This window comes from Sphingomonas sp. BL-S-25 (assembly GCF_055521555.1).
Window position 1 is genome coordinate 2,229,205 of record NZ_CM145486.1, and the last position, 23,317, is coordinate 2,252,521.

Below are 23,317 nucleotides of genomic sequence, written 5' to 3' on the forward strand. Positions count from 1 at the left end.
CGGAAGACGGGGGCAGGACTTCAGGCGTGCGCGCAATCCGCGATCGAACGGGGAAAAGTTGCAGCAGCACCTGCATCGGGCCACCGTGGCAGGGCAGCCGCCGATCGGCAAGCGTCGCCGGAGGGCGACGGGTCAGCGCCCCTTGAACAGGCCGCCCAATATGCCGCGCACCAGCCCGCCGACCACGCTCGCACCGCCGCCGCTCTTCCGGCCGAAGATCGCCTTGGTCACTTCGCCGGCAACCGCGCGGCCGGCGGCGGAACTGGCGCTCCGCGTGGCCGAGGTGACCGCGCGGTTCCACGGGTCATTCGCCGCCTCGCGTTCGGCCTGACGCTTGGCCCTTTCGTCGAGGCGCATCTGGCGGTCCGCGTCGCGCTGCGCCGCCAGCCGGGCGCGCTCGGCTTCCTTGGCCAGCCGGGCATCTTCCTTCGCCTTGGCCGCCGCCGCCTTCTCGGCCTCGTCGCGCGCCTTCGCCTCTGCCGCGGCGGCGGCGGCTTCGCTGGACTTGGCGCTCAGCAATTCCTCCGCAGACTCGCGGTTCACCGGGACATCATATTTGTCGCCGATCGCGTCGGTCTGGATAAGCACGCCGCGTTCGACCGGGGTCACCGGTCCGACACGCGACCTGGGCGGCTTGATCAGCGTCCGCTCGACCGGGGCGGGCGCGCCATCGTCCTGCAGCAGCGAGACCAGTGCCTCGCCGACCTTCAATTCGGTGATCGCGCTGGTGACATCGACGCCGGGATTGGCGCGGAACGTCTCGGCCGCAGCCTTAACCGCCGCCTGGTCGCGCGGCGTGAAGGCGCGCAGTGCGTGCTGGACGCGGTTGCCCAATTGTCCAGCAATGCTTTCGGGCACGTCGATCGGGTTCTGGGTGATGAAATAGACGCCGACGCCTTTCGATCGGATCAGCCGGACGACCTGCTCGACCTTTTCGAGCAGTGCCTTGGGCGCATCGTCGAACAACAGGTGCGCTTCGTCGAAGAAGAAGCACAGCACCGGCTTGTCCGGGTCGCCCACCTCGGCAAGGCTCTCGAACAGCTCGCTCAACAGCCAGAGCAGGAAGGTGGCGTAGAGCCGCGGACTGGCCATCAGCTTGTCCGCGGCCAGGATGTTGACGATGCCGCGTCCCTGGTCGTCGCGGGCGATGAAGTCGCCCATCGTCAATGCCGGTTCGCCGAAGAATGCGTCCCCGCCCTGGCTGCGCAGCTGCAGCAGCGACCGCTGGATCGCGCCGACCGACTGTTTGGAGACATTGCCATAGCTGGTGGTCAACTCGTCGGCACGCTCGGCGCAATGCACCAGCATCGCCTGCAGGTCGTCGAGATCGAGGAGGAGGAGCCCCTCCTTGTCGGCGACGGTGAAGGCGATGGTCAGCACGCCCTCCTGCACCTCGTTCAGCCCCATCAGCCGCGACAGCAGCAACGGCCCCATTTCGCCGATCGTGGTACGGACCGGATGCCCCTGCTGGCCGAACAGGTCCCAGAACTGGACCGGGCTTTCGGCATAGCTCCAGCTGTCATCGCCAATCTCCCTGGCGCGGGCCGCGAACGCCTCATGTGTCTTGCCGGTAGCGGAACCGGCCATCGCCAGGCCGGAAAGATCGCCCTTCACATCGGCGACGAAGCACGGCACGCCCGCCGCGGACAGGCTTTCGATCATGCCCTGGATGGTCACCGTCTTGCCGGTGCCGGTTGCGCCGGCGATCAGCCCGTGTCGGTTCGCACGTCGCAACGGCAAGGTGATCCGCTGTCCGCCGCCCAGCCCGACGAAAATGCCCGTGTCCTCGGTCATGCGCGCTGCCTCTCCAGTGTCACGCGACAATAGCCGCCTTTGATCGCGCTGGGGAGAGCGTTCGGTCGTTCCGGTCAGGCGGCCTGCAGCATGCGCCGGCGCTTCACCGAACACGAAAAAGGCCGGAGCGTCGCCCCGGCCTTTTCCTTTCTAGTCGTTCGGTCCGCCACAAAGGGCGGAGAGATCACGAACCGATATCGATCGCCACGAACCGGCCCAGCGTGCGACGCTGGACGAACAGCAGGATCTGGTTGCGACCCGCTGCCTTGGCGGTCTTGATCGCCGCGGCGATCTCGGCGCCGCTGGTGACGGGCGCCCGATTGACCGAGACGATGACGTCGCCGCGAGCCAGACCCTTCTGGCCGGCGTCGCTCTGCGGATCGACCTGAACGATCACCACGCCCTTGGTCGTCGCGTCGAGCCCGAGCGTGCGTGCGATCTGCGGGTTAAGCGGGGTGACCTGGACGCCGATCGAAGCAGCCGCCGTGTCCGGGTTGGCCGGCGCCGAATTCTCGTCGCTCGGATCGAAATTGCCGCCGGCCAGCTGCTCCTCGGGCGGGCGCGTGCCGATCGTGGCGGTGACCGACATCGTCTTGCCGTCGCGCACCACGCTAAGCGGGACGCGGGTGCCCGGCTTCACATTGGCGATCAGGTAGCTGAGCGTCTGGTCGCGGGTGACGTCGCGGTCGCCGACCTTCACGATCACGTCGCCTTGGCGCAGACCGGCCTTCTCCGCTGCCTGACCCGGCTCGACGCGCGCGACCAGCGTGCCGCGGCCCTTGGGCACGCCCAGCGCGTCGGCGATGTCGTCGGTCACGTCCTGCATCGCAATGCCGAGATAGCCGCGGGTGACCGAATCGCCCTTCATCAGGGTCTCGATGATCGGGCGCGCTTCCTCGGTCGGAATGGCGAAGCCGATACCGACATTGCCGCCGGTCGGCGACAGGATCTGCGAATTGATGCCGATTACATTGCCCGACAGGTCGAACATCGGGCCGCCCGAATTGCCGCGATTGATCGAGGCATCGGTCTGGATGAACCGGTCATAGGCGCCGCCCTGACCGGTGACGCGGTGCACGGCCGAGATGATGCCGGCGGTCACCGACCCGCCCAGTCCGAACGGGTTGCCGATCGCGACCACCCAGTCGCCCACCCGCGCGCTGCGCGAATCGCCCAGCTTCACGAAGGGCAGGTTGGTGCCCTCGATCTTGAGCACCGCCAGGTCCGACTGCGCATCGCGGCCGATCAGCTTCGCGGTGAACTCGCGATTGTCGGGCAGCGTCACCTTGATCGATTCGACCACCGCGCCCTGCGCACCGGCGGAAATAACGTGATTGTTCGTGACGATGTACCCGTCGGCCGAGATGATGAAGCCCGAACCCAGCGATTCCGCCGGACGCGTTGCCTGACGGCCGCCCGGCGCCTGTTGCGGGCCGAACATCTCGAACGGGGTGCCCGCGAACGGATTGGAGCTGACCGGCACGCGCTGCGTGGTCGAGATGTTGACCACGGCCGGCTGCAGCTTCGCGACCATGTCGGCAAAGCTCATCGGCGCGCCGGGCCGCGGCGCGGATGCGGTCTGGATCGCGCCGGGCTCGTTCTGCGCGGTCTGCGCGCCGGCGGGCTGCTGAACGGCAAGGGTAACCGCGGTGCCGCTGAGCAGTACGGCGGTCGCTAGGGCGTAGGCATAACGCAAAGGGGCATTCCTCTTAGAAAATCAGCGGAAGCGTTCGGGCGAAATTGTGTCGCCCGAAAGCTGAACCGCGATTGAATATGAACGATCCCGCAGGCTCATCGTTGCCCCATAAATTCCCTGAGATAGCTGTTTTGCGGAGACAGGATGATCGAGCTGCTGCCCTTGCCGGGCTGATCGGCCACGAAGGTCGATCGATAGGACTGCATCGCACGATAGAAATCGTAGAATTGCGGGTCCTTGTTGAACGCCTGGGCATAGATGCGCGCGCGTTCGGCTTCGGCATTGGCGCGAATGATCTGCGCGTCACGATTGCCCTGGGCGCGGATCGTCGCCGCCTCCTGGCCGCGGGCGGTCCGCATCCGTTCATAGGCGCTGTCCAGTGGCGATCCCTCGGGCAGGTCGGCATGCTTGATCCGCACATCGACGATCTCGACACCCATCTGGGCGGCGCGGACCTGCAGCGCGTCCTGGATCTTGTCCATCACCTCGCCGCGCTCCGGGCTCAGCAAGGTCGCGAACGGCACCTTGCCCAGCTCGTTGCGCAGCGCCGACCCGAACAGCCGCTCGAGCGACGAGCGCGCCGCGCTCTCCGAACGGACCGTCTTGAACATGCGCAGCGGGTCGACCACGCGGAAGCGGGCAAAGGCATCGACCTCCAGCCGCAGCTGATCGGTCGACAGCACCGGCTGATTGTCGAGCTCGATGTCCAGCACGCGTTTGTCGACCCACACGATCTGGTCGATGAACGGGATGCGGAAGATCACGCCGGCACCGGTATTCCCATATTGCTCGCCAGGCTGATAGGCGTTGATCGGCCCACCATAGGGCTCGTTGAGGCGCAGGATGATCGCCTGGCGCGTCTCCGGAACGACCACGAACGAGCTCATCACCAGCACGATCAGCAGCACGGCGCCGATGGCGAGCGTCAGCGGGGTACGGAACAGCGCGCTCATCGGCTGGCTCCCTGATTGGCTTGGGCCTTGGGCTCGGCGGCGGCCGGCTCCTCGACCCGGCGGCCCAGGCTGGGCAGCGGCAGATAGGCGTTCACGCCCGGTGCCTCGATGATGGTCTTGTCCGTCTTGGACAGCACCTGTTCCATCGTCTCGTAATAGAGGCGGCGGCGGGTGACCTCGGGGGCCAGTTTATATTGTTCGTAGATCTTGTCGAACTCGGCGGCCTCACCCTGTGCGGCGGCGATCACCTGCTGGGCATAGGCATTGGCGTTGTTCTTGGCGGCCTGCGCACCCTGCTGGGCGGCGGTGACCTGCTTGAACGCCTCGTCGACCGCGGCCGGTGCGGAGGCGTTGTTGATGCCCACGCTCTGGATGCGGACGCCCGCGCCATATTCGTCCAGGATCTGCTGCATCGTCTGCTGCACGCGCGCCTCGATCCGGGTGCGGCCGGCGCCGATCGTGTCGTTCAGCGTGGTGGTCGCAACGACCGCGCGCATCGCCGTCTCCGCGGTCGCGCGCACGGTCGCCTGGGGATCACGGAACTGGAACACGTAATCGGCCGGGTTCACCACGTCCCAGCGCACCGAATAGGCCAGGTCGACGATATTCTGGTCGCCGGTGATCATGAGGTTTTCGCCCGCATTCTCGGGGAAACTCTCGGTGCGATAGGTGATGTCGACGGTCTCGGCCGTGCTGATCGGATAGGGGAGGGTCCAGCGATAGCCGGGCTCGAGCGTGCCCGAATAGCGGCCCAGCGTCTGGACGACGAGCCGCTCCTGCTGGCTGACCGAATGGAAGGAGGTGACGGCCAGCCACAACAGGACGATCAGCCCCGCGATCAGCACCCACACCTTCGGGCCGAAGCCGGGCAGGTTGCCGTTGAACGGGTTGCCGCCACCGCCACCACCGCCGCCATTGCGGGCGCGCTTCAGCAGTTCCTCGAGCGAGGTGACGTTGCCGCGATTGCCGGGACGACGCCCCTCGGGCGGGACATTCCACGGGTTGCGCGGACCGCTGCCGCCGCCGCTTCCCTCGCCATCATTGCCGTTGCCGCCGCTTCCGCCGCCCCAGGGGCTTTTCGGACGCTCGTTCATGAAGATGCCGGCCAGAAGGGGCCAGCGAGATCGTTTCGCCATCCCGCCTTTATAGGGGTGCTTACGCAGAATTACAGTGGCGCGCGCGAATTCGCGCCCTATGTCCCGCCCGATGACGGACAAAAGCACGATCGAAGCCGAACTTGCCCCGCTGACCGCTGGCCGCGCGACCGCGCGCGTCGAAGGCGCGCGCGCCAGCATCGTGCTGGACGTAACCGGCCTGTCCAACGAGGTGCGCGAGGAACTGGAAGCCGATGTCCGCCGCGTCGCGGGCGCGCTGCCCGGCATCGACGAGGTTCGCGTGCTGCAGACCAGCGAACGGCGCACCCGGCGCATGGTCGCGGTCGCCAGCGGCAAGGGCGGCGTGGGCAAGTCGACCGTCTCCGCCAACCTCGCGATCGCGCTGTCGCGCGCGGGGCGCAAGGTCGGCATGGTCGATGCCGACATCTATGGCCCGTCGCAGCCGCGCCTGCTCGGTGTCGAGGGCGTGCGACCGAAGGCGCGCGACAAGACACTGATTCCGGTCGAGACGAAGTTCGGCGTGCCGCTGCTGTCGATGGGCGGGCTGGTCGCGCCGGATCAGGCGATCGCCTGGCGCGGCCCGATGGCGGGCGGCGCGCTGGGCCAGCTGGTCGATGGCGACTGGGGTCAGTCGGAGCTGCTGGTGCTCGATCTGCCGCCCGGCACCGGCGACGTCCAGCTGACGATGATCCAGAAGCACAAGCCGGCCGGGGCGGTGATCGTCTCGACGCCGCAGGACCTGGCGCTGATCGATGCCCGCCGCGCGATCGACCTGTTCGTCAAGGCGGGCGTCCCGATCATCGGCCTGGTCGAGAATATGTCGGGCTATGCCTGCCCGCATTGCGGCGAGGTCTCGGACCCGTTCGGTCGCGGCGGCGCCGAGGCGGCGGCGGCCGAGCTCGGCATCGCCTTTCTCGGTCGCATCCCGCTCGAACTGGAAATCCGTCAGGCGTCCGACGCGGGCGAGCCGCCCGCCGCCGGGAACGGCCCGGGCGCCGCTTCGTTCGCACAGATTGCCGGCAAGGTGGATGGCTGGCTGAGGCAGAACGGAGGCTGACCATGCCGCTGACGCGGGACGAGGACATCAAGGCGCTGCTCGAAGGCGTGCGCACCATCGCCCTGGTCGGCGCATCGGACCGCCCCGACCGGCCCAGCAACGGCGTGATGGCGTTTCTCCAGCGGCACGGTTACCGCGTGATCCCGGTCAATCCGCAGATCACGGGCGAGCATATCCATGGCGAGTTCGTGTTCCGCGAACTCAGCCAGATCGGCGAGCCGATCGACATGGTCGACATTTTTCGCCGCCCGATCGCGGCGGGCGAGGCGGTCGACGAGGCCATTGCCACGGGTGCAAAATCGGTCTGGCTGCAACTCGGCGTCATTAACGAGGAAGCTGCGGCGCGTGCCGAGGCGGCTGGGCTCCAGGTCGTGATGGACCGCTGTCCCGCGATCGAGATTCCCCGGCTGGGGCTCGCACCGATCGCGGACTGATCGGCGTCACAGCCGCGACAGGACGGCCAGCAACGCCTCGACATCGCGCTTCGTCTGGTACAGCCCGAACCCGATGCGCAGCACGTCGCCGCGCACATCGGTGACGATGTCCTGCTCGATCAGGGCGGCCTGAAGCGCTGCGGCCTTATCGTGTCGAAACGCAAGGAAACGCAACTGCGAGCTTGCCCCGGGCGGGTTGAGCAGTTCGGCATCGCGCAGCGCCGTGCTGGCGATCCGTTCGAGCAGCGGCGCTCTCAGCGTCTCGACATGCGCGCCGATCGCCGCGGTCGACAGTCCCTCCTGCGCCAGCATGTCGCGCACCGCGACGAACCGGTAGAGCCCCGACGGATCGAACGTCGCGCCCATGTAGCGTCGCGCATCGGGCGCATAGCCGACGCTACCCGGCGGCAGCGACAGATCGTCGAACTCGGCATACCAGCCGGTGATCTCGGGCCGTGCGCCAAAGTCCGGCGGGGCATGCATCAGCGCGACGCCTTCGCCTGCCATCGCATATTTATAGCCGCCGGCGAGATAGAAGACGCGGTCGGCGATGTGGGACAGGTCGGTCTCGACCGCCATGAAGCCGTGATAGCCGTCAATGACGACCCACGGCCCCTCGGGCCGCGACAGTGCGGCAAGCGCATCGAGACTGCCGAAGCGGCGGCCGCTGCCGAAAAAGACCTGGCTGACGAAGATCAGGTCATGCTCGCCCGATGCGGCGCGCTCGATCAGGCGCGCCTCGTCGCCTGCCGCGATCGTTTCCAGCACGATCCGACCGCTTTCGACCCAGCGTGTCGCCTGTCGGCGGAAACTGTGAAACTCGCTGTCGGTCGACAGGATGCGGACGGGATGGCGGCCAACCGCCGAGACGATGCGCAGCAGGAAGTCGTGCGTGTTTCCTGCGAAGACCACCGAAGCAGGATCGGGCAGGCCGAGTTCGGCCGCAACCTGTGCCTGGGCGGCGGGCCAGATCTCGCCCATCACCCGTTCCCATTTGCGATCCGCCAGCCGGATGCCGTCTTCCCACGCGGCAATCTGTCCGAGGAACGAGGCATCGGGCCACAGATGATGGCTGTGCGCGGCGAAGTGGAGCCGGTCCGGCGCGGCGGCGAGCGCGCGCTGGAACAGATGCTTGTACCCGCTCACAGCTGGGTACGGAGCGACCAAAGCTCCGGAAAGGCGCGCTTCACCAGCGTCGATTCGAGATAGGGAACGCCCGCAGTCCCGCCGGTGCCGGTCTTCATGCCGATCACCCGGCTGACCGTCAGCACATGCTTGTGGCGCCACGTCGCCATCGCATCGTCGATATCGACCAGCTTCTCGGCCAGCTGATAGAGTTCCCAATGGCGCTCGGTGTCGCGATAGACCTCAGCCCAGGCATCCTCGACCGCCCGGCTGGGGACATAGGGTCGCGCCCAGTCGCGCTTCAGCGCCTCGACCGGCACGTCGAAGCCCGCACGGGCAAGCGCTGCATTGGCCTCGTCCCACAGGCTAGGGCTTTGCGCGACCGTGTCGGTCAACGGTCCCGGCACCCCGCCGCCGCGAACGCCCAGCAGCGTCTCGACTGCGCGGAACTGGTCAGACTGGAAGCCCGACGACGTGCCGAGCACCTCGCGGAAGCGGCTGTAATCGCTCGGGGTCATCGTCGCGAGAATGTCCCAGCTCAGCGTCATCACCGCCTGGATCCGGCTGACCCGCGCCAGGCCCTTATAGGCCTCGACCGGCTTGTCGGCGCGGATCAGGTCGATCGCCAGGCGGATCTCGGCGATCGCCTGCTTCAGCCACAATTCCTTGGTTTGATGGATGATAATGAACAGCAGTTCGTCATGCCGGTCCGAAATCGGATGCTGCGCGGCAAGAAGCTCGTCGAGCGCAAGATAGCGCCCATAGGTCATGTCGGAAGCCATGCCCCGCTTCTATCGCCGCGAATGCCGGGGCGTCACGCGATATTCCCGCTTGAGATGGTTTATCGTCCGCTTTGCTAAACGAATGTGCATTCGACTTGAGCGGGTCATGCAAGCCGCTGATCAAGAATATTCAAGGGCAAAGGGGACAATGATGTCAAAATTTTACGGCGCGCTGATCAGCGCGCTTGCGCTCGCGGCCTGCTCGGGTGGTGGTTCTAGGCTGTATCGACATTCAGGATTCCCGGGACTGTCCGATATTTTGTGCGCGAGGCCGGTTACCGTCATCAGATGACGAACCGTTCGCCGAAGATCACGGCGAACTGGGTTTTTGCCTCGGCCCACTCGCGCGGCGGCCGCTTCCATTCGTCGGCCGCCTTGTTGAGGACGAGGTATAACAGCTTCATCGCGGCATCGTCACCGGGGAAGTGACCGCGGGTCCGCACCGCCCGTCGGAGCTTCGAGTTCAGCGCCTCGATTGCGTTCGTCGTGTAGATGATCCGGCGGACACCCTGCGGGAACGCGAAGAACGGGATGACCTGGTTCCAGTGCCGCCGCCAGCTCTGGGCGATCGCCGGGTGCCGCTTGCCCCAATGGCCCGCCTCGAACGCGTCGAGAGCCGCCAGGCCGGCGTCGGCCGTCTCGGCGCGATAGACGCTTCGCAGCGCCTGCGCGATCGGCTTGCGATCCTTCCACGACGCAAAGCTCATGCTGTTTCTGAGCAGATGGACGATGCAGGTCTGGACGATCGTTTCCGGGAACGCGGCATTGATTGCCTCGGGAAAGCCTTTCAGGCCATCGACGACCGCGATCAGGATATCGGCGACGCCCCGATTCTTGAGTTCGTTCATCACCCGCAGCCAGAACTTGGCGCCTTCGGTCTGCTCGATCCAGATGCCCAGGATCTCCTTGGTGCCATCGGGCAGGATACCGAGCGCGATGTACACCGCCTTGTTGCGGACAAAGCCCTCGTCGCGGACCTTCACCCGGATCGCGTCGAAGAAGACCAGCGGATAGCAGGCGTCGAGCGGCCGACCCTGCCATTCGGCGACGGTCTCCAGCACCGCATCGGTGATCGTCGAGATCAGGTCCGGCGACACGTCGATCCCGTACAACTCGTCGAGATGCCCGCGGATCTCGCGCACCGTCATCCCACGCGCATACATCGAGATGATCTTGTCGTCGAAGTCCGGGAACCGGCGCTGATATTTGGCGATCAGCTTCGGATCGAACGTCCCAGACCGATCGCGTGGAACGTCCAATGTCACCTTCGACGTGCCCGTCAGCATCGTCTTGCGCGACGTGCCGTTGCGCCGATTTATTGCGCCTTCGGCGCCTTCGCTTTCCAAATGCTCGTCCAGTTCCGCTGACAGCATCCGCTCCGACAGCGCCTTCTTCAACTCGTCAAGCAATCCCCCCGACGCAAACAGCTCCTGCGGATCCCGACCAGCCAGCAGCTGGTCCAGCACTTCCTTGTCGATCGCCATATCGATGGTCCTTCCAATTCCATCTTATGGCCTCACGCACAGAATTCCTGACAGTCCCGACACTTTTGGCCGACCGGTGCGCTTCATTCTGACCGGCGGCAATGCCAGCGACGACCGCTCGGCCATCCCGCTGCTTGCCGGCCTCCCCGCACATCACGTCATCGCAGACCGAGCCTATGACAGCCACGCCATCCTCGATCATATCGAAGCCAGCCAAGCCGTTCCCATCATCCCCCAGCGCACCTGCATGCCCAGGCCCCGCGCCTTCGACCCCGCCAAATACAAACTGCGAAACCGCATCGAGCGCACCATCGGCAAGCTCAAGCAACTGCGTCGCATCGCCACCCGATACGACCGCATCCCCCAGAACTACCTCGCCAGCCTCCACCTCGCTGCCATCGCATTCTGGTGCTGATTGTCGATTCAACCTAGTGGTGGCGGGACGGTAGTCACCCCGACCCCGACCCCGACCCCGACGCCCGTACCCACGCCTACGCCGATCCCGACGCCCACATTTAGCTACACCAAGCTGGTCGATCTTACGGGTAACTGGAACTTCCAGTCGGCCTGTTCGCGCTTCGGCGCGAATAAGTCGGTGCCGCCGGAGACGATCCCGTACGGGAGTGGGCCGGTGATCGCCTATGACGCTGCCACTCAGACACTGTCGATCGCTGGCGCTGGGCTGGACAGCAGCTTCGGTCCCGCCGACTGGATTGCCGCAAACAAGCGTTATCAGAATAGCGTTTCCGGGACAGAATATATTCTCGAATTTTTCAGTCCTCATGAGCGGCCGGCCCCTGCCATGCCAACCGACTCGGATTATTCGGGTGGGCAATATTCGCGAGGATATACGTTGTCGATCGGCGGCAAAAGGGTCCTGTGTGTATATGGCGCTAAAACTGCCTCTGCGGATCTTCCAGGGGCTGGTTTACTAGAGTTCAAAAGGGGCAGTAGCCAAGCCGATGCCGAGCAGATCTATGGGGCGAACGCATTCGAGCTCAAATACTACATGTGGAACGCGCCTAATGTTACTTTGGACCCAGCGACTGGCAAGGTTGGTGTTAAGATTACGATACTTGGTATGCCAACGTTCATAGCCACAAGATATGAACGTTGGCTGGGTGAGATGTCGGGAGAGGCGTTGCTGAACCCTGAGACGGGCACGTTCGAAGGCGAATGGACCAGTGCCAAATGGGACAATGCCGACCAAGGCGCATATGGGCGTTTCTCCGGAGCCTTTTTCGGCCCCGCAAAAAAGGAAGTAATGATCGCCTATGACGTGCATACGCGTCGAGAAGGCAGCATAAGCTTCGTCGCGCGCGGTGTGGCCGGAGCGTTCCGCTGATCATGACCCCGGGGCGGCCTATGCCGCCCCGGATCGGTGCGATTGACTCAATCGCGCAGCAGTTCGTTGATGCCGGTCTTGCTGCGGGTCTGGGCGTCGACCGTCTTGACGATCACCGCGCAGTACAGCGCCGGCTTGCCGTCGCCGCCGCCGATGTTGCCGGGGACGACCACCGAATAGGGCGGGACGATGCCGCGATGGACCTCGCCGGTCGCGCGATCGATGATCTTGGTTGAGGCGCCCAGATAGACGCCCATCGAGAGGACCGCGCCTTCGCCGACGCGCACGCCTTCGGCCACTTCGGCGCGCGCGCCGATGAATGCGCCGTCGCCGATGATCACCGGATCCGCCTGGAGCGGCTCGAGCACGCCGCCGATGCCGACGCCGCCCGACAGATGGACGTTCTTGCCGATCTGCGCGCAGCTGCCGACCGTCGCCCAGGTGTCGACCATCGTGCCCTCGCCGACATAGGCGCCGATATTGACGAAGCTGGGCAGCAATACTGCGCCCTTGCCGATGAAGGCGCCGCGGCGCGCGACGCTACCCGGCACCGCGCGGAAGCCGGCGTCGCGGAAGCGCGCCTCGTTCCACCCGGAGAATTTGCTCGGTACCTTGTCGAACCAGTTGGCGCCGCCCGGCCCTTCGATCACCGCATTGTCGTTGAGGCGGAAGGACAGGAGCACCGCCTTCTTCAGCCATTGATTGACGCGCCAGCCCTCGCCATCGGGCTCGGCCACGCGTGCCTCGCCCGAATCGAGCAGCGCGAGCGCCTGTTCGACCGCGTCGCGCACCTCGCCCTGCGTTGCGATGCTCAGGTCGGCGCGCGCCTCCCAGGCGGCATCGATGGTCGATTCAAGGGTCACGAATTGTCCTCCAGAATGTCGTGCAGCCAATGGCCGAGATCGGTGATGGTATAGTCGATGAAGTCGCGTTCGGCCTCGGGGCCCTGTTCGGACCCGTTGTCGATCCACACGGTGGTCATGCCGATCGCCTTGGCCGGTTTCAGGTTGCGCGCCATGTCCTCGACGAACAGGCTCTCGCGCGGATCGATGTCGAACGCCTCGCACAGCCCGGCATAGGCAAGCGGATCGGGCTTGGGCCGATAGGCGGTCGAATGGATATCGTGGATCGCCTCGAACGTCTCGCCCAGGCCCAGACGGCCGAGCACCCGGCCGGCATACAGCACGTCGCCATTGGTAAAGATCAGCTTGCGGCCGGGCAGCCGGGCGAGCGCGGCGATCAGCATCTCATTCTGCTCAAGCACCGCCATGTCGACGTCGTGGACATCGTCGAGATAGTGCCGCGGATCGATGCCGTGCTCGGCCATCAATCCGGCCAGCGTGGTACCATGCGAATGGAAATACGCCTTCTGGATCCGGTGCGCCTCCTGCGCATCGACCTGCAGCAGGCGGGCGACATACTCTCCGATCCGCGCATCGATCAGGTCGAACAGGTTCGCGCTGGACGGATAGAGCGTGTTGTCGAGATCGAAGATCCAGTTGCGGACATGGGACAGCTCGGGGCGCATGGCCGCGCGCTTAGGCGGAGGCGGCAAGCGTCGCAAGGAAGGATCGCTTGAGTGGCTGACAGTCGGGCGTCGCGCCCACCGCGTCATGGCGACAAGCTTCGTCTTGTCGTGCTGAAGGATGAACTTGGGTAGCAAATCGAGACCAAACTCCCCATTTTCCGGCCATGACTGCCTATTCCCTGCTCGATCTCGTTCCCATCCTCCAGGGCGGATCCGCCAGCCAGAGCCTGGCCAATGCCGCCGATCTCGCGCGCCATGCCGAGGCGCTGGGCTTCAATCGCTACTGGGTCGCCGAACATCACGGCATGCCCGGCATCGCCAGCGCCGCGACGTCGGTCGTGATCGGCCATATCGGCCAGGCGACCAGCACGATCCGCATCGGTGCCGGCGGCATCATGCTGCCCAATCATGCGCCGCTGGTGATCGCCGAGCAGTTCGGCACGCTCGATGCGCTGTTTCCCGGTCGCATCGACCTGGGTCTGGGCCGCGCGCCGGGATCGGATCAGAAGGTCGCCCGCGCGATCCGTCGCACGCTGGACAGTGACGCGAACGCCTTCCCGCAAGACGTCATGGAGCTGCAGAGCTATTTCGCCGATGACGGGCGCACCGGCATCCGCGCCGTCCCCGGCGGGGGCGCCGACGTCAAGCTGTGGATCCTCGGCTCCAGCCTTTTCGGTGCGCAGCTCGCCGCCGCGCTGGGCCTGCCCTATGCCTTTGCCTCGCACTTCGCCCCGGGCCTGCTCGACGAGGCGATCGACGTGTATCGCCGCAACTTCCGCCCGTCCGCGGCGCTGGAGAAGCCGCACGTGATGCTGGGCTTCAACGTCTTCGCCGCAGACAGCGATGCGGAGGCGGAGCTGCTGGCGACGTCGCAGCAACAGGCCTTCGTCGCGATCCGTACGACCGGCACCGGCATCGAACTGCCGCCGCCTGTGCCCGGCTATCTCGACCAGCTGGGTCCGCAGGGCGCCGCGATGCTGTCGCAGGTTCTGTCGGCCAGCGCGATCGGCGGGCCGGATCGGGTCAAGGCGCAGATCGCTGCGTTCGTCGACCGGACCGGCGCCGACGAGTTGATGATCACCAGCGCGATGTACGACCATGACGCGCGCAAGCGCAGCCTGTCGATCACCGCGGAGGCGATCCGCTCGCTTTGAACCGCCTCCCTGCCTATAGCGGCGGGCGATGACCGACCCACTCGATCGTATCGCGGCGGCGCTGGAGCGCCTCGCTCCGCCGCCGCCGCCCGCGGCCGATCCGCTCGCCCACCCGGCCTATGTCTGGCGCGAGCATGTGCTGACCGCGGCGCGGGCGTTCGAACCGCTGTCGCTGGCGATGCTGCACGGCATGGACGCGCAGCGCGACGCGCTGGTCGCGAACCTCACGCGCCTGGCCGGCGGTCATGCCGCGCAGGACGTGCTGATGTGGGGCGCGCGCGGCACCGGCAAGTCGGCGCTGGTCAAGAGCGCGGTCGCCGAGGTCCAGGCGCAGGGCGGGAATCTCGCGCTGATCGAGGCGGTGACGCTACACCTCGACCAATTGCCCGAATTGTTCGCGGCGATCGCGAAGGTGCCGCGGGCGTTCGCGATCTTCCTCGACGATCTCGGCTTCGATGCGGCCGGAGACGCGCGTGCGCTGCGATCGATGCTGGAGGGCGGGGCCGAGGCGCGGCCGGCCAATGCGCGGCTGCTCGTCACCTCCAACCGCCGCCACCTGATCCCGCGCGACCTGGCCGAACAGGCGAGCGCGATCAATCCGCGCGACTCGATCGACGACAGCCTGGCGCTGGCCGACCGGTTCGGCCTGTCGCTCGGCTTCCACGTCATCGACCAGGACACCTATGTCGAGATCGTCCGCGGCTATGCCGAGGCCTATGGGCTGAGCTTCGATCCGGCCGAAGCGGTCAATTGGGCGACACGGCGCGGCAGCCGTTCAGGCCGTGTCGCATGGCAATATGTCGTCGACCTGGCAGGGCGGGAGGGGAAGCGGCTCTAGGCCGCTGCCCGGCGGCTATCAGCCCAGCGCCTCGACCATTTCCGCCAGTTCCAGCCAGCGCAGTTCCGCCGCATCCTTCTCGTCGCGCGCCGAGGCGACCGCCTTCATCAGCGCGTCGAACTTCTTCGGGTCGCGCGTGTAAAGCGCCGGATCGGCCATCGCTGCCTCGTCGCGGGCGATCTCCACGTCCAGCTCCTCGATCCGCTTCGGCAGCAGGTCGTAGTCGCGCTGATCCTTGTAGCTGAGCTTGGTGACCTTCTTTGGCGCGGCGTCCGCCGCCGGTGCAGCTGCGGCTTTCGCCACAGGCTTTTTCGGCTCGGTGGGCTGCTTGCGGCGCGCCTCCCAGTCGGCATAGCCGCCGATCACGACATCGACCGAACCCGACCCGTCGAGTCCGAGCGTCACCGTGACGGTGCGGTCGAGAAAGTCGCGATCGTGGCTGACGATCAGCACCGTGCCGTCATAATCGGCGATGACTTCCTGCAGCAGATCGAGCGTTTCGAGATCCAGATCGTTGGTCGGCTCGTCGAGCACCAGCAGGTTCGATCGCCGCGCGAACTCGCGCGCAAGCAGCAGGCGCGACCGCTCGCCGCCCGACAGCGTGCCGATCTTCGCGTCGGCCAAAGTCGGCTCGAACAGGAACTCCTTCAGATAGCCGTGGAGATGCTTCTTCACTCCCAGCACGTCGATCCACTCGCCGCCCTGGGTCAGCACGTCGCGTACCGTTTTCGCCGGATCCATCAGGCTGCGCTGCTGGTCGATGATCACGCCGTCCAGCGTCTTGGCGAGCCGGACCTCGCCCTCATCGGGTGCCAGCTCACCGGTCAGCAGCTTCAGCAGGGTGGTCTTGCCCGCGCCGTTCGCGCCGACCAGGCCGATCCGGTCGCCCCGGGTGATGCGCAGCGACAGGTCCTTGATGATCGTCCGGTCGCCGAAGCGCTTTGTGACGTGCTTGGCATCGATGACGACCTTGGTCTTGTTGTCGTCGGCGCCCAGCGCGATCTTCGCCGCGCCCTGCGGCCCTTCCATCGCGGCGCGCTCGGCGCGCATTTCCTTCAGCGCGGTCAGCCGCCCCATGTTGCGGCGCCGGCGGCCGGTAACGCCGCGGTGCAGCCAATGCTCCTCGATCTTCAGCTTGGCATCGAGCTTTTCCGCAGCGCGCTGTTCCTCGGCATAGACCTGATCGGTCCATGCCTCGAACCCGCCAAAGCCGATTTCCGCGCGGCGCACCGTCCCGCGGTCGAGCCACAGCGTCTGATTCGTCAGCCGCGTGAGGAAGGTACGGTCGTGGCTGATGACGATGAAGGCGCCGGTGTAGCGGCCCAGCCAGGATTCGAGCCAGTCGATCGCGGCGATGTCGAGATGGTTGGTCGGCTCGTCCATCAGCAGGACATCGGGATCCTGCGCCAGCGCGCGGGCGATCGCGGCGCGGCGGCGCTCGCCGCCCGACGCGGTCGAGGCTTCGCGCGAGAGGTCGATGCCCAGCTGGTCGGCGATCGCTTCCGCCTCGTACCGCTGCGGCGCATCGTCGCCCGCCAGCACGAAATCGAGCAGCGTGGCAAAGCCCGAAACGTCGGGATCCTGTTCCAGCATCACCACATGGGTGCCCGGCTGGATCGTGCGACGGCCCTCGTCGGAATCGATCTGGTCGGCGATCAGCCGCAACAGGGTGGACTTGCCGGCGCCGTTGCGGCCGATCAGCGCCAGCCGGTCGCGCGCGCCGATATGCACGTCGAGGCCGCGAAACAGCCAGCCGGAACCCTGGACCAGGCCAAGGCCTTCATAACTCAACACAGGTGCAGCCATGCCGCGCCACCTAGGGCCGCCGGGACGCAACGGCAAGGTTACAGGCGGCTGACCCCGATGTTCAGGGGCTATTCAATGCCGCAACCCTATGCCATGCCCCATGTCGATGCTGGTCAAGCCTGTTTTATGTGCGTGTCTGTCGGCGCTTGCGCTGGGCAGCGTGGGCGTATCGCACGCCAGCGACTGGCAGGACGGCAGCCAGGAAGCGGCCCGCCAGCGTCGCCAGTCGGGGCACAATCTGCCCGTGCGCGAACTGGAACGGCGCGTCATCCCGATGATGAAGGGGGCCCAGTATCTGGGTTTCGACTTCGACCCGTCGTCGGACATTTACACCTTCAAATTCCTGCGCAATGGATCGGTGATCTGGGTGGACGTGGACAGCCGCAGTGGCCGTATCCTCCGCCAGAGCGGCCGGTAAGCGCAGCCACGCATCGCAGGACGAGGATATTCAATGCGACTTCTGATCGTCGAGGACGAACCGAATCTGGGCCAGCAGCTGAAGAATGCGCTGGAAGGCGCAGGCTATGCGGTCGACCTGGCCACCGATGGCGAGGAAGGTCATTTCCTCGGCTCGACCGAGACCTATGACGCGGTCATCCTCGATCTCGGCCTGCCCGAGATCGACGGCCTGACGGTGCTCGACCGCTGGCGGCGCGAGGGCAGGGCGATGCCGGTGCTGGTGCTGACCGCGCGCGACAGCTGGTCCGACAAGGTCGCCGGGCTCGACGCGGGCGCTGACGACTATGTCGCCAAGCCGTTCCAGACCGAGGAGCTGATCGCCCGCCTGCGCGCGCTGATCCGCCGCGCCTCGGGCAATGCCTCGGCCGAACTGATCGCCGGCGACATTCGCCTCGACACCCGCTCGGGCAAGGTCACCAAGGGCGGCGAGCCGGTCAAGCTTACCGCGCAGGAGTACAAGCTGCTCAGCTATCTGCTGCATCACAAGGGCAAGGTCGTCAGCCGGACCGAGCTGATCGAGCATATCTACGATCAGGATTTCGATCGCGATTCTAATACGATCGAGGTCTTCGTCACCCGCATCCGCAAGAAGCTGGGCCCCGACGTGATCACCACCATCCGCGGGCTCGGCTACAGCCTCGAGGAGCCGGCGGGCGTCGCCTGACCGGTTCCGCGTCGCAAAGGTTTGCGTATCCTCGGGGGGCGGCCGGTCTGCCGGCTCCCGTTCACCCGTCCCGAGCGTCCGCCGGGGCGAATGGAGGTCTGAATTCCGGTGGCCGATAACGAGCCGCAGCCCCGCCCCTATGTCAGGGTGACCGGATCGGTCAGCCGCCGGATGATCTTCATCGCGGCGGGCTGGATCCTGTTGCTGCTGGTCGGCGGCGGCTATGCGCTCGACAAGGTGTTGGTCTCGTCGGTCACGCGCAATTTCGATTCGCGGCTCGAACTGCTGATCAAGTCGATGATCGTCTCGGCCGAAGTCGGTCCGAACGGCGAGGTCTGGCTGAACCGCGAACTCGCCGACCAGAGCTTTCTCGAACCCAATTCCGGATCCTATTGGCAGATCAGCGGCAAGGGATATGAGACCTTTCCCTCGCGGTCGCTCTGGGACCGCAAGCTGAAGGTTCATCCAAGCCACAACGACCGCGACATCCATTATTATGACAGCGACGAGTTTCCCGAGCAAAAGCTGCGTATCGCCGAAATCGACCTGAAGCTGCCCAATTCGCCTGTGCGCTGGCGATTCCAGGTGACCGACAAGCGCGACGCGTTGGATGAGCAGATCGGCGAGGTCAGGCGCACGCTGATCCGCAGCTTCCTCCTACTCGGCTTCGGTCTCGTCTTCATGGCCGCGCTTCAGACCTGGTTCGGGCTTAGCCCACTTCGCAAGATTCGCGCTGAGCTATCGCGGCTGCGCGCCGGACAGATCACTCGGATCGAGGGCAGCATGCCGGCCGAGGTCGCACCGATGGTCGAGGAGCTGAATGCGCTGGTCGAGCACAATGACCGACAGGCAGAAGAGGCGCGCCGCCACGCCGGCAACCTCGCGCACGCGTTGAAAACCCCGCTCAGCGTCATCATGAACGCCGCCGCAGCCGGCCAGGACGATCTGGCCGAAACGGTGATCCGCGAGGCGCGGACGATGCGGCGCCAGATCGACCATCATCTCGCCCGCGCTCGAGCGGTCGGTCGGCGTGGCAGCGCGCACAGCCGCGCCGAGGTCTGGCCGTCGATCGAGGCGGTCGAGCGCGCGGTCGCGCGGCTCTACCCCAATGTCCGAATCGACATCGACGGCGCGAAGGACATTGTCGCGCATATCGAGCGTCAGGACCTGGACGAGATCCTTGGCAACCTGGTCGAGAACGCAGCCAAATATGGCGGCGGCAGCGTGTTCGTCACGGCGGCCGTGCAGGCCGGCTTCGCCGAGATCCTGGTCGAAGACGACGGCATGGGCATTCCCGAGGCCGACCGGATCCGCATCTTCGATCGCGGCGTGCGGCTCGATTCGGGCAAGCCGGGCACCGGCCTCGGCCTGGCGATCGTGCGCGACGTCGCCGAAATCTATGACGGCACGGTCAGCCTCGAGGAGAGCGAGGACCTGGGCGGCCTTCTCGTTCGCCTGCGCCTCCCGGCTGCCGCTCCCACCGCCTGAGCGTCGATTCTGTCAGGGTTGAAGGTCATAGGCCTTCATCAGGTCATAGAGGGTCGGGCGGCTGACCCCGAGCAGTCGGGCGGTGCCGGAGATATTCCCCTCGGCACGTGCCAGTGCCTGGCGGATCGCCTTGCGATCCGCGCTTTCGCGCACTGACTTCAGGTTGATCGGCAGCACCTCGTCCTCGGCCCCGGCCAGGTCGAGGTCGGCGGCGGTGATCGACTTGCCGTCGGCCATGATCGTCGCGCGCTTCACGCGATTCTCCAGCTCGCGGACATTTCCGGGCCAGCCCCAGGCGTCGATCGCTGCCAGCGCGTCGGGGGCGAAGCTGCGCACGCCACTGTTCATCGAGGTCGCATATTTGCGAAGGAAATGCCGGGCGAGGAGCGCGGCATCGCCGGGCCGTTCGGCCAGCGCTGGAATGCGCACCACGATCTCGGCCAGCCGGTAGTAGAGGTCCTCGCGAAACCGGCCCTCAGCAACCATCGCGTCGATGTCCTGATGCGTGGCGCAAACGACTCGGACATCGACCGGGATCGGCTTTCGCCCGCCGATGCGCTCGATCACCCGTTCCTGAAGGAAGCGCAGAAGCTTGACCTGAAGCGCGAGAGGCACGTCGCCGATCTCGTCGAGGAACAATGTGCCGCCCTGCGCCAGCTCAATCTTGCCCTCGGTCGTCTTCACCGCGCCGGTGAAGGCGCCCTTCTCGTGGCCGAACAGTTCGGACTCGAGCAGTGTTTCGGGGATGGCGGCGCAGTTGATCGCGACGAATGCACCCTTGCGTCCGCTCGCCTCGTGCAGCCCGCGTGCCAGCAGCTCCTTGCCCGTGCCGCTGGCGCCGAGCAACAGGACCGACACATCAGTCGCGGCAACCCGCTCGATCGTGCGGGTGACCCTCAGCATTTCCGGCGCAGCGGTGATCATCCCGCCCAGGACCGCATTGCCTTCGACCCGTTGGGCGAGGCGCCGGTTCTCCGCCTCCAGCGCATGGACGTGAAAGGCGCGGGCGACGATCAGGCCCAGCGCATCGATGTCGATCGGCTTCTGGTAGAAATCCCACGCGCCCATTTCGATCGCACGCAGCATCGATTCGCGCGCGCCATGCCCCGATGCCACGATCACCTTGGTATCGGGCTGAAGCGCGAGGATCGCCTCCAGCGTCGCAAAGCCCTCTGTGGTGCCATCGGGATCGGGTGGCAGCCCCAGATCGAGTGTGACGACCGACGGTTCCTCGGCGCGGATCGCCGCAAGCGCCTCTTCGCGGGTCGCCGCGGTCACGATGTCATAGCCGTCATAGGCCCAGCGAAGCTGGCGCTGCAGGCCCAGATCGTCCTCGACGATCAGCAGGGTCGGCGGCCGGTGGGTCGTCTCTGTCATGCCGCATGCTCCATGCAGGTGTCGGTTGCGCCGGGCAGGGTGATGCAGAACCGGCTGCCTTCGCCCTCCCGGCTGGTCACGTCGATCCGGCCGCCCATCTGCTCGACGAGTTGGCGTGCCTCGAAGACCCCGATCCCGAAACCGCCGGATTTGGACGAGACGAAGGGCCGGAACAGCTTGTCGCGTACGAAGGTCGGGGACATGCCGATACCTTGGTCGACGACGTCGATGATTGCCTGCCCGCGCTCGGCGGACAGGGCGATCACGACCGGGTCGCCCGACCGGCTGGCGTCGATCGCATTCTGGACGAGATGGGCAAGCACCTGCTCCACCGCCGTCGGATCGGCGAGCGCGCTGATCGCATCGCCTGATACCAGGACCGGGTGCTGCGCCCGGCGGTTGCCTGCGATGCGCTCGGCCAGCGGCAGGATCGCGACCGGCCGAAGCGGTTCGGCGCGGCGCGGTCCGTGCTGAGACAGCCTGGCCAGCAACCCGGTCATCTTCTCTGCCGAATCGCGTAGCGTTTCGACCATGTCGGCGCGGAATTCGGGCTTGTCCGCGTGACGCTCGGCGTTGCGCGCGGTCAGCGTCAGCTGGCTTACCAGATTCTTGATGTCGTGCAGGATGAAGGCGAAGCGCCGGTTGAACTCCTCGAATCGTTGCGCATCGGCCAGCGCCTGTTGCGCCCGCTGTTCGGCCAGATAGGATCCGACCTGGCGCCCTGCGACCTTCAGCAGGTCGAAATCCTCCCAGTCCAGCGCCCGGTCGAGCGGTGGGCGGGAGAGCAGGATCGCGCCGGCAAGGGCCTGCTGATGCGGCAGCGGCACCAGGATCCAGGCGTCGGCACGCTCGAACATCCAGCCTGGCACCAGCGCCGCCTCGACGCTGTCGGACTGGCGCAGCGCGTCCAGCTCGAGGATGCGGCCGCTATGCGCCAGATGCTGGACCAGCGCCGCCGACGCTGCGCCGGTGGTATCGCGGTCCCAGTTCCAGATCGCACCATGGCCCAGTCCGGCGCCTTCCGGAATCAGCAGCGTGCCACCCGGCGAGTCGATCAGGTCGGCGATCGCCTTGATGCTGCGTTCGTCGAGCGGGGCGGTACCGGTGGGCGCGCCAAGCGTCTCGGTAAAGCGGATCCATTCGGCGCGATAATCATAGCGGTGGCGGAAGAGGTGCTTGGCCAGCTTGACCTTGGTCCAGGCTCGAAGCCAGCTGGACGAGGCGAGCGTCAATATGGCGGCCGTCGATCCGAAGACGAAGGCGGTCTGCAGAATCCGGGCGCTCGACCCACCGACGGTCGCGATCGCGCTGGTGGCGAGGGCAAGGACTGCGAAATAGACTGCGACCGCCACGAACGAGAGCGACTGATAGGCGATCGTCCGCGATACCTGGACGCTCCAGCGGTCCTTGCGCTGGAGCCCTGCCGCCATCGCCGCGGCGACCATGATCATGCACAGGCCGCGCATTGCGGCCATCGATTCCGGCCAGCCGGCAGTCAGATAGGCGACACTGAAAAGGTTGAGATCGATGAAGATCAGCCCTGCCAGCGCCGTCAGGATCCAGCGCAGCCCGGTACTGGCGGTCGGTGCGACCGCCTGGTGCAGGGCACGAAGCATCACGAGGGTCGCGACCGCCGCCAGCATGCGCAGCAGCAAGGCAGCGTTCGACAGTTCGGGACGAGTGGCACCGGTCGCGCCGATGATGTGCAGCCCGACCGCGACGATCGAGATCAGCGCGATCGCGCTATAGGCCGCACCTGGCGCCGCGGGCTGACGCAGATTGCCGTCGCGGCGCATCAGTACAAGCATGAAGCCAAGCCAGCTGAAATCGCGCAGCAACTCGGCGATCCGGGTACCGGCTTCTGCGCCGCCGATGCCCGCCACCGCCAACGCCCAGAGCGCGGTCGCCGCCAGCGCGACGGCAAGCGGGCGCCCGGGAATCGCCCGTCCGCCGCGCCGCCAGGACCAGATCGCAAGCAAGCCGAAAAGAAAAGCGGCCAGCGCGTGCGACCATAAGATCAATCCGGCGGTCACCGGTGTGCCCCGCGTGAGCACGACGCGCCCCGGGCGGTGCGGCGCAGCGGCGGGAGATCGCTTACACGATAAATAGATGAGCGGGTCATGGCACGCCGAACCTAACGGCCAAGTGTAAACAAATCCGACACGTCGTGATTTTGGATCGCATCGGAAACGAAATCATGGCCAGCGAGTTTGACCCC

Annotated in this window: 21 protein-coding genes; 9 read left to right on the top strand and 12 right to left on the bottom strand. The window is 66.1% G+C overall.

Translation table 11 applies throughout. The features are described 5' to 3' along the window. Positions 1–132: 132 nt before the first annotated feature. The 4 genes from ACZ1H8_RS10785 to hflK form a co-directional block, all read right to left on the bottom strand. Positions 133–1,794: a helicase HerA-like domain-containing protein gene (locus ACZ1H8_RS10785; protein WP_465181282.1), complete on the bottom strand. Its 1,662-nt coding sequence runs from the start codon at positions 1,792–1,794 to the stop codon at positions 133–135. Between the two features lie 184 nt (positions 1,795–1,978). Beyond that, on the bottom strand, positions 1,979–3,490 hold the full coding sequence (locus ACZ1H8_RS10790; RefSeq protein WP_110151140.1) for a Do family serine endopeptidase: 1,512 nt from the start codon (positions 3,488–3,490) through the stop codon (positions 1,979–1,981). Positions 3,491–3,585: 95 nt separating this feature from the next. After that, on the bottom strand, positions 3,586–4,443 hold the full coding sequence (gene hflC, locus ACZ1H8_RS10795) for a protease modulator HflC (protein ID WP_465181283.1): 858 nt from the start codon (positions 4,441–4,443) through the stop codon (positions 3,586–3,588). Next, entirely contained in the window at positions 4,440–5,579 is a 1,140-nt protein-coding gene (hflK, locus tag ACZ1H8_RS10800) for a protease modulator HflK (RefSeq protein ID WP_465181284.1), read from the bottom strand. The genes hflC and hflK overlap by 4 nt, the downstream gene beginning before the upstream one ends. Positions 5,580–5,649: 70 nt before the next feature. Here hflK and ACZ1H8_RS10805 point away from each other — a divergent pair, with 70 nt between their 5' ends. Beyond that, positions 5,650–6,615, top strand: a complete 966-nt coding sequence (locus ACZ1H8_RS10805) for an Mrp/NBP35 family ATP-binding protein (protein WP_465181285.1) — start codon at positions 5,650–5,652, stop codon at positions 6,613–6,615. Positions 6,616–6,617: 2 nt separating this feature from the next. Further along, positions 6,618–7,049, top strand: a complete 432-nt coding sequence (locus tag ACZ1H8_RS10810; protein WP_465181286.1) for a CoA-binding protein — start codon at positions 6,618–6,620, stop codon at positions 7,047–7,049. A 6-nt stretch (positions 7,050–7,055) separates the two neighbouring features. On the opposite strand, the gene ACZ1H8_RS10815 is transcribed toward ACZ1H8_RS10810, so the two are convergent. The 3 genes from ACZ1H8_RS10815 to ACZ1H8_RS10825 all read right to left on the bottom strand — a co-directional run bounded on the left by ACZ1H8_RS10815 (position 7,056) and on the right by ACZ1H8_RS10825 (position 10,440). Then, positions 7,056–8,195 carry a kynureninase/PvdN C-terminal domain-containing protein gene (locus ACZ1H8_RS10815; protein WP_465181287.1) on the bottom strand — a complete coding sequence of 380 codons (1,140 nt, stop codon included), beginning with the start codon at positions 8,193–8,195 and terminating at the stop codon, positions 7,056–7,058. Next, positions 8,192–8,956 (bottom strand): tryptophan 2,3-dioxygenase, encoded by a 765-nt coding sequence (locus ACZ1H8_RS10820; RefSeq protein ID WP_110151145.1) that lies wholly within the window; start codon positions 8,954–8,956, stop codon positions 8,192–8,194. The genes ACZ1H8_RS10815 and ACZ1H8_RS10820 overlap by 4 nt, the downstream gene beginning before the upstream one ends. A 284-nt stretch (positions 8,957–9,240) precedes the next feature. Then, on the bottom strand, positions 9,241–10,440 hold the full coding sequence (locus ACZ1H8_RS10825) for an IS256 family transposase (RefSeq protein ID WP_465181051.1): 1,200 nt from the start codon (positions 10,438–10,440) through the stop codon (positions 9,241–9,243). 76 nt (positions 10,441–10,516) lie between these two features. On the opposite strand from ACZ1H8_RS10825, the gene ACZ1H8_RS10830 reads away from it, so the two are divergent. Further along, complete coding sequence (locus tag ACZ1H8_RS10830; protein ID WP_465181288.1) at positions 10,517–10,855, top strand: transposase; 339 nt, start codon at positions 10,517–10,519, stop codon at positions 10,853–10,855. A 216-nt stretch (positions 10,856–11,071) separates the two neighbouring features. Further along, a complete protein-coding gene (locus tag ACZ1H8_RS10835) occupies positions 11,072–11,785 on the top strand; it encodes a hypothetical protein (protein ID WP_465181289.1) in 714 nt (237 codons plus the stop codon). Between the two features lie 47 nt (positions 11,786–11,832). Here the strand turns inward: ACZ1H8_RS10835 and dapD are convergent, their stop codons facing one another. Both dapD and ACZ1H8_RS10845 read right to left on the bottom strand, forming a co-directional pair. Then, positions 11,833–12,648, bottom strand: coding sequence for a 2,3,4,5-tetrahydropyridine-2,6-dicarboxylate N-succinyltransferase (dapD, locus tag ACZ1H8_RS10840; protein WP_465181290.1), 816 nt, complete (start codon positions 12,646–12,648; stop codon positions 11,833–11,835). Next, positions 12,645–13,313: a pyrimidine 5'-nucleotidase gene (locus ACZ1H8_RS10845; RefSeq protein ID WP_465181291.1), complete on the bottom strand. Its 669-nt coding sequence runs from the start codon at positions 13,311–13,313 to the stop codon at positions 12,645–12,647. The genes dapD and ACZ1H8_RS10845 overlap by 4 nt, the downstream gene beginning before the upstream one ends. Positions 13,314–13,477: 164 nt before the next feature. Between ACZ1H8_RS10845 and ACZ1H8_RS10850 the strand changes: the two genes are divergently transcribed. Both ACZ1H8_RS10850 and ACZ1H8_RS10855 read left to right on the top strand, forming a co-directional pair. Continuing rightward, a complete protein-coding gene (locus ACZ1H8_RS10850) occupies positions 13,478–14,467 on the top strand; it encodes an LLM class flavin-dependent oxidoreductase (protein ID WP_465181292.1) in 990 nt (329 codons plus the stop codon). 28 nt (positions 14,468–14,495) lie between these two features. Further along, positions 14,496–15,305 carry an ATP-binding protein gene (locus ACZ1H8_RS10855; protein ID WP_465181293.1) on the top strand — a complete coding sequence of 270 codons (810 nt, stop codon included), beginning with the start codon at positions 14,496–14,498 and terminating at the stop codon, positions 15,303–15,305. 18 nt (positions 15,306–15,323) lie between these two features. Here ACZ1H8_RS10855 and ACZ1H8_RS10860 read toward each other — a convergent pair whose 3' ends face one another. Beyond that, positions 15,324–17,111 (bottom strand): ABC-F family ATP-binding cassette domain-containing protein, encoded by a 1,788-nt coding sequence (locus ACZ1H8_RS10860; RefSeq protein WP_465181294.1) that lies wholly within the window; start codon positions 17,109–17,111, stop codon positions 15,324–15,326. Between the two features lie 100 nt (positions 17,112–17,211). Here ACZ1H8_RS10860 and ACZ1H8_RS10865 point away from each other — a divergent pair, with 100 nt between their 5' ends. From ACZ1H8_RS10865 to ACZ1H8_RS10875, 3 genes are all read left to right on the top strand, one after another. Continuing rightward, complete coding sequence (locus tag ACZ1H8_RS10865) at positions 17,212–17,529, top strand: hypothetical protein (RefSeq protein ID WP_219994552.1); 318 nt, start codon at positions 17,212–17,214, stop codon at positions 17,527–17,529. Between the two features lie 33 nt (positions 17,530–17,562). Then, entirely contained in the window at positions 17,563–18,234 is a 672-nt protein-coding gene (locus ACZ1H8_RS10870) for a response regulator transcription factor (protein ID WP_110151152.1), read from the top strand. Between the two features lie 171 nt (positions 18,235–18,405). Then, positions 18,406–19,722, top strand: coding sequence for a sensor histidine kinase (locus ACZ1H8_RS10875; protein WP_465181381.1), 1,317 nt, complete (start codon positions 18,406–18,408; stop codon positions 19,720–19,722). A gap of 12 nt (positions 19,723–19,734) precedes the next feature. Here ACZ1H8_RS10875 and prsR read toward each other — a convergent pair whose 3' ends face one another. Both prsR and prsK read right to left on the bottom strand, forming a co-directional pair. Then, positions 19,735–21,099 (bottom strand): PEP-CTERM-box response regulator transcription factor, encoded by a 1,365-nt coding sequence (gene prsR, locus ACZ1H8_RS10880; protein ID WP_465181295.1) that lies wholly within the window; start codon positions 21,097–21,099, stop codon positions 19,735–19,737. Continuing rightward, positions 21,096–23,132 (bottom strand): XrtA/PEP-CTERM system histidine kinase PrsK, encoded by a 2,037-nt coding sequence (gene prsK / locus ACZ1H8_RS10885; protein ID WP_465181296.1) that lies wholly within the window; start codon positions 23,130–23,132, stop codon positions 21,096–21,098. Before prsK ends, prsR begins: the two co-directional genes overlap by 4 nt. Positions 23,133–23,317 lie beyond the last annotated feature (185 nt).

What these genes read in the sequence shown, in the direction of transcription:
- ACZ1H8_RS10785 (WP_465181282.1), bottom strand. Translation starts at nt 1,794, where the DNA reads ATGACCGAGGACACGGGCATTTTCGTCGGGCTGGGCGGCGGACAGCGG.
- hflC (WP_465181283.1), bottom strand. Translation starts at nt 4,443, where the DNA reads ATGAGCGCGCTGTTCCGTACCCCGCTGACGCTCGCCATCGGCGCCGTG.
- hflK (WP_465181284.1), bottom strand. Translation starts at nt 5,579, where the DNA reads ATGGCGAAACGATCTCGCTGGCCCCTTCTGGCCGGCATCTTCATGAAC.
- ACZ1H8_RS10805 (WP_465181285.1), top strand. Translation starts at nt 5,650, where the DNA reads ATGACGGACAAAAGCACGATCGAAGCCGAACTTGCCCCGCTGACCGCT.
- ACZ1H8_RS10810 (WP_465181286.1), top strand. Translation starts at nt 6,618, where the DNA reads ATGCCGCTGACGCGGGACGAGGACATCAAGGCGCTGCTCGAAGGCGTG.
- ACZ1H8_RS10820 (WP_110151145.1), bottom strand. Translation starts at nt 8,956, where the DNA reads ATGGCTTCCGACATGACCTATGGGCGCTATCTTGCGCTCGACGAGCTT.
- ACZ1H8_RS10825 (WP_465181051.1), bottom strand. Translation starts at nt 10,440, where the DNA reads ATGGCGATCGACAAGGAAGTGCTGGACCAGCTGCTGGCTGGTCGGGAT.
- ACZ1H8_RS10845 (WP_465181291.1), bottom strand. Translation starts at nt 13,313, where the DNA reads ATGCGCCCCGAGCTGTCCCATGTCCGCAACTGGATCTTCGATCTCGAC.
- ACZ1H8_RS10850 (WP_465181292.1), top strand. Translation starts at nt 13,478, where the DNA reads ATGACTGCCTATTCCCTGCTCGATCTCGTTCCCATCCTCCAGGGCGGA.
- ACZ1H8_RS10855 (WP_465181293.1), top strand. Translation starts at nt 14,496, where the DNA reads ATGACCGACCCACTCGATCGTATCGCGGCGGCGCTGGAGCGCCTCGCT.
- ACZ1H8_RS10860 (WP_465181294.1), bottom strand. Translation starts at nt 17,111, where the DNA reads ATGGCTGCACCTGTGTTGAGTTATGAAGGCCTTGGCCTGGTCCAGGGT.
- ACZ1H8_RS10865 (WP_219994552.1), top strand. Translation starts at nt 17,212, where the DNA reads ATGTCGATGCTGGTCAAGCCTGTTTTATGTGCGTGTCTGTCGGCGCTT.
- ACZ1H8_RS10870 (WP_110151152.1), top strand. Translation starts at nt 17,563, where the DNA reads ATGCGACTTCTGATCGTCGAGGACGAACCGAATCTGGGCCAGCAGCTG.
- ACZ1H8_RS10875 (WP_465181381.1), top strand. Translation starts at nt 18,406, where the DNA reads ATGATCTTCATCGCGGCGGGCTGGATCCTGTTGCTGCTGGTCGGCGGC.
- prsR (WP_465181295.1), bottom strand. Translation starts at nt 21,099, where the DNA reads ATGACAGAGACGACCCACCGGCCGCCGACCCTGCTGATCGTCGAGGAC.